Annotated in this window: 3 protein-coding genes and 2 pseudogenes; 2 read left to right on the top strand and 3 right to left on the bottom strand. The window is 57.7% G+C overall.

The features are described 5' to 3' along the window. The 3 genes and pseudogenes from JO226_RS15840 to argP all read right to left on the bottom strand — a co-directional run. Positions 1-227, bottom strand: a pseudogene (locus tag JO226_RS15840) (methylmalonyl Co-A mutase-associated GTPase MeaB); the annotation flags it as partial. Further along, positions 220-2,364, bottom strand: a complete 2,145-nt coding sequence (scpA, locus tag JO226_RS15835) for a methylmalonyl-CoA mutase (protein WP_293602498.1) — start codon at positions 2,362-2,364, stop codon at positions 220-222. The pseudogene JO226_RS15840 and the gene scpA, both read right to left, overlap by 8 nt. Before the next feature lie 216 nt (positions 2,365-2,580). Next, positions 2,581-3,474: a DNA-binding transcriptional regulator ArgP gene (gene argP / locus JO226_RS15830; protein WP_293602497.1), complete on the bottom strand. Its 894-nt coding sequence runs from the start codon at positions 3,472-3,474 to the stop codon at positions 2,581-2,583. A 158-nt stretch (positions 3,475-3,632) separates the two neighbouring features. On the opposite strand from argP, the gene rpiA reads away from it, so the two are divergent. Together rpiA and JO226_RS15820 are read left to right on the top strand one after the other, a co-directional pair. Beyond that, entirely contained in the window at positions 3,633-4,292 is a 660-nt protein-coding gene (gene rpiA, locus JO226_RS15825) for a ribose-5-phosphate isomerase RpiA (protein WP_293602496.1), read from the top strand. Between the two features lie 264 nt (positions 4,293-4,556). Continuing rightward, a pseudogene (locus JO226_RS15820) lies at positions 4,557-4,777 on the top strand (phosphoglycerate dehydrogenase); the annotation flags it as partial.

Raw genomic sequence — 4,777 nt, 5'->3', positions numbered from 1 at the left:
ATGCCGAAGGCGTCCAGAAAGGTGCTTTTTCCGGCGCCCGGCGTGCCGGTGACGCCGATGCGCAACGCATTGCCGCTAAAGGGCATAATGGCATCCAGCAGCCGTGTGCTCAGGGCCTGGTGGCGGGGATGCTGGCTCTCGACCAGCGTCATAGCCTGGGCGAGCGTGGCCCGCTCACCCTGACGCAAGCGCTGTACGGTGTCTGCCAGCGTGGTGTCGTTAATCATGATGTTGGCTTATCCGCATCAGCACGTCGCGCACGCTTTCCAGCATCGGCGTGCCGGGGCCGTAAATGGCCGCCACGCCGCGCTCTTGCAGGAAGGCATAATCCTGCGGAGGGATCACGCCGCCCGCGATGACGCAGATATCGTCGCGTCCCCATGTTCTCAGCGCCGCCACCAGTTCAGGGATCAGCGTCTTATGGCCCGCCGCCAGCGAGGAAGCGCCAACCACGTGCACGTCGTTTTCTACCGCAAGGCGGGCTATTTCCCCCGGCGTGGAGAACATCGGGCTGAGATCGACATCGAAGCCGAGATCGGAATAGGCGCTGGCGATCACTTTGGCGCCGCGATCGTGACCATCCTGGCCCATTTTGGCGATCAGAATGCGTGGACGGCGGCCATTGTCCGCCAGAAACTGTTCTGTTTGCGCAACAATGGCGTCAAATTCGCAGGCGGATTTGTCGGACTGATGGTAGCTCTGCGCAATGACCCCGGTGACGCACTGGCTGGGCACCAGATAGCGGTCGAACGCCGCTTCCAGCGCATCGGAAATCTCGCCAAGCGTGGCGCGCACGCGGGCAGCGTTGACGGCGGCGGCCAGCAGGTTTTCATTGTGTTGCGCGGCGTGGGTCAGCGCCTTCAGTGCTGCGTTGACGGCGGTGTCGTCACGGGTGGCGCGAATATGCGCCAGCGCAGCGATCTGCTCGTTGCGCACCTTGACGTTGTCGATTTCCAGCACCGCCGTTTCGTCTTCTTTTTCCAGCTTGTATTTGTTGACGCCGACGATAACGCGTTTGCCCTGGTCGATCAGCGATTGTTCGCGGGCGGAGGCCTCTTCGATCATCCGCTTCGGCAGTCCGGCCTCAATGGCTTTGGCCATTCCGCCTGCGTCGTCAATTTGCCGGATGATCGCCCGCGCCTGTTTCACGATTTGATCGGTCAGCGACTCCACGTAGTATGACCCGGCCAGCGGATCCACCGTGCGGCAGAGCGCTGACTCTTCCTGAATGATGATCTGCGTGTTACGCGCGATGCGGGCGGAAAAGTCGGTAGGCAGGCCAAGCGCTTCATCGAAGGCGTTGGTATGCAGCGACTGGGTGCCGCCAAGGGTGGCGCCGAGCGCTTCAATGGTGGTGCGGATCACGTTGTTATACGGATCCTGCTCAGTCAGGCTCCAGCCGGAGGTCTGGCAGTGGGTGCGCAGGGCTAAGGATTTCGGGTTGGTCGCGCCGAAGCTGCTGACGGCCTCGCTCCACAGGTAGCGGGCGGCGCGCAGCATCGCGACGTTCATAAACAGATCCATGCCGATGCCGAAGAAGAACGACAGGCGTGGCGCGAAATCGTCAATTTTCAGCCCAGCGGACTGCGCGGCTCTGATGTATTCAATGCCGTCGGCCAGGGTAAAGGCGACCTGCTGTACGCAGTTGGCGCCCGCTTCGCCCATGTGATAGCCGCTGATGCTGATGGTGTTAAAGCGCGGCATGTTGTCCGAACACCAGGCGATGATGTCGGCGATGATACGCATGGAGGGTTTTGGCGGGTAAATGTAGGTGTTGCGGCACAGATACTCTTTGAGAATATCGTTCTGGATAGTCCCGGTGAGCTGTTGTGGCGCAACGCCTTGTTCTTCTGCCGCCACGATATAAAACGCCATAACCGGCAGCACCGCGCCGTTCATGGTCATCGACACCGACATTTTATCCAGCGGGATCTGGTCGAACAGCACCTTCATGTCTTCGACGGTATCAATCGCCACGCCAGCTTTGCCGACATCGCCCGCCACGCGCGGGTTATCGGAGTCATAACCGCGGTGGGTGGCGAGGTCGAAGGCGACGGAAAGCCCTTTCTGTCCGGCAGCCAGGTTGCGGCGGTAGAAGGCATTGGACTCTTTGGCGGTAGAAAAACCAGCGTACTGGCGGATGGTCCAGGGCTGGGCGGTATACATGGTGGCGCGCGGGCCGCGAACGTAGGGCGGCAGACCGGGAAGGGTGCCGGTAACTTCCAGATTATCGAGATCGGCTTCGGTGTACAGCGGCTTGATGGCAATGCCTTCCGCCGTTTGTTTGACCAGCGAGTCGACGGTTTTTTCCCGCCGACTGAGTTCCTTGTTGGCAAGGGTTTGCCACTCCTGCAAGTCTGACATTTTTTGCTCCGTATTCCGCAATTAAACCAGGGGATTGCAGATACGGTGAGCTTTTTACGCCACCTTGTCGCCAGCAAAAAACAGCCAACGGTGCGTCGTTTTTTGCCGGGTGAGATTATTTAATGTGTGATGGATTTCAAAGACGTGAAGAGGAAAAAAGAGAACGGCGGATAAGACGCAAAGCCCCTGATCCGCCGTTGTCGATCGTTGAGAGCGTTAGTCCTGGCGCAATACCTTGTGCCCGTATTCCAGCAGCGCATCGGTGACGCGGCGCATCATGCGGCTTTCCGGGGCAAAGCGGTGCCAGTACAGCATCCGGCGCTGAAACAGGCCCGGCGTCAGGTTAATCAGCTCGCCGCTTTCCAGTTCTTTCTCAATCTGCAGATGCGGGATCATACAGCAGGTCGTCCCCTGACGCGCCAGTTGTACGAACGCTTCAGAGGAGTTGACGATATGGCAGGGCACGCTGCCCGGCGGCAGGTCGAAGTTCTGCTGTAAAAACGCCTGGTGCATGTCGTCCAGGTGATCGAAGGCGACAACCGGTGCCTTTAGCAGGGCTGAACGGGTGACGCCGTTCGGAAAATAGCGTTGCGCAAAGGGTTTGGACGAGACGAACAGGTAGTCGAGCGCGCCAAGCTGATCGACCAGGCAACTCGGTAGCGCCTGCGGCTGGATACTCACGGCGCCGACCACTTCCCCGCGGCGCAAGCGCTCCTGGGTTCGGGTTTCATCCTCAACCTGCAGGTTAAGGCGGATAGGGGAGTCAGCCAGCACGCCCGACAGCGCGGGCAGCAGCCAGGTCGCAAGGCTGTCGGCGTTGACCGCCAGCGACAGCAGCAGCGGCGTGGAGCCGGTTTGCTCATCGCCCAGCCACTCCTCTTCCAGCAACTCCACCTGGCGCAGCAGCGCCAGCAGCTTTTGTCCCTGCTCGGTAGGGCGCGGCGGTACGGTACGCACCAGCAGAGGTTGCCCGAACATATTTTCCAGCTGTTTTATTCGCTGGGAGACGGCGGACTGCGTGATACATAGCTTTTGGGCGGCGCGTTCAAATCCACGTTCCCGAATGACCGCATCCAATGCCTGTAGTGTTCTGTAGTCCGGACGTTTCATCGCTATGATGGGCTCCTCAGTTGTGTGTGCATTGTCGTTTTTCAGCACTATGACATAAATTTTGCTTTGATACAGACCAAATTGCTGAACGCCGCTGCCACATGGATTTCCTGAATGTTCTATAATGCGCCACATCTGAAACAGTACAGGCAAAAACCATGACACAGGATGAACTTAAAAAAGCAGTTGGCTGGGCAGCGCTTCAATACGTACAACCAGGCACGATTGTGGGAGTCGGTACCGGCTCTACTGCGGCGCACTTCATTGACGCGCTGGGTACCATGAAAGGCCAGATTGAAGGCGCCGTCTCCAGCTCGGATGCTTCTACTGCCAAGCTGAAAAGCCTGGGGATCACCGTGTTCGATCTCAATGAAGTCGACCGTCTTGGCATCTACGTTGACGGTGCGGATGAAATCAACGGCCACATGCAGATGATCAAAGGCGGCGGCGCGGCGCTGACCCGTGAGAAAATCATCGCCTCCGTGGCGGATAAATTCATTTGTATCGCAGATGCGTCCAAGCAGGTCGACATTCTGGGTAAATTCCCGCTGCCGGTCGAAGTGATCCCAATGGCGCGCAGCGCGGTCGCCCGCGAGCTGGTGAAGCTGGGTGGTCGTCCTGAATACCGCCAGGGTGTCGTGACCGACAACGGCAATGTGATTCTGGATGTGCATGGTCTGGAAATTCTCGACGCTGTTGCGCTGGAAAATGCGATCAATGGCATTCCGGGCGTGGTGACCGTTGGGCTGTTCGCCAACCGTGGCGCGGATGTAGCGCTGATCGGCACCGCAGATGGCGTGAAAACCATCGTGAAATGATCTGACGGGAGTCGTTCTGGCTCCCGTAAAAAATTTTCCCCAGGTGAAATTCGGTGACTTGTGTCACATTTCCTCTCTGTGCCTGGCTAACAACCTACGCTTTCTCTCAAAGCTAGCATTTTATGCTGCTATTTTTCGCTGGATGACATTTCTTCAGGCAGCCGACGCAAACGTTCATATTGCTGCAATAGTTTTTTTTGATATGTTGCTGAGGTGGACTTTCGTTCAACACAACATCAGAAATAAGACAGACAGGGCGGGGAAATGGCTAAGGTATCACTGGAAAAAGACAAAATTAAGTTTCTGCTGGTGGAAGGTGTGCATCAAAAAGCAATCGATAACCTTCGTGCGGCAGGGTACAGCAACATCGAGTTTCACAAAGGTGCGCTCGACAGCGAACAGCTGAAAGAGTCGATCCGTGATGCTCATTTCATCGGCCTGCGTTCCCGTACGCATCTGACGGAAGAGATGTTTGCCGCTGCCGA

Source organism: Pluralibacter sp., assembly GCF_019237635.1.
Lineage (GTDB): Bacteria > Pseudomonadota > Gammaproteobacteria > Enterobacterales > Enterobacteriaceae > Enterobacter_B.
Note: the sequence above shows the minus strand (reverse complement) of the source record. Positions and strands in the feature narration are given on the sequence as shown.

Bases quoted from the DNA above. Each gene is read 5' to 3' on its own strand.
- scpA (WP_293602498.1), bottom strand. From the start codon at position 2,364: ATGTCAGACTTGCAGGAGTGGCAAACCCTTGCCAACAAGGAACTCAGT.
- argP (WP_293602497.1), bottom strand. From the start codon at position 3,474: ATGAAACGTCCGGACTACAGAACACTACAGGCATTGGATGCGGTCATT.
- rpiA (WP_293602496.1), top strand. From the start codon at position 3,633: ATGACACAGGATGAACTTAAAAAAGCAGTTGGCTGGGCAGCGCTTCAA.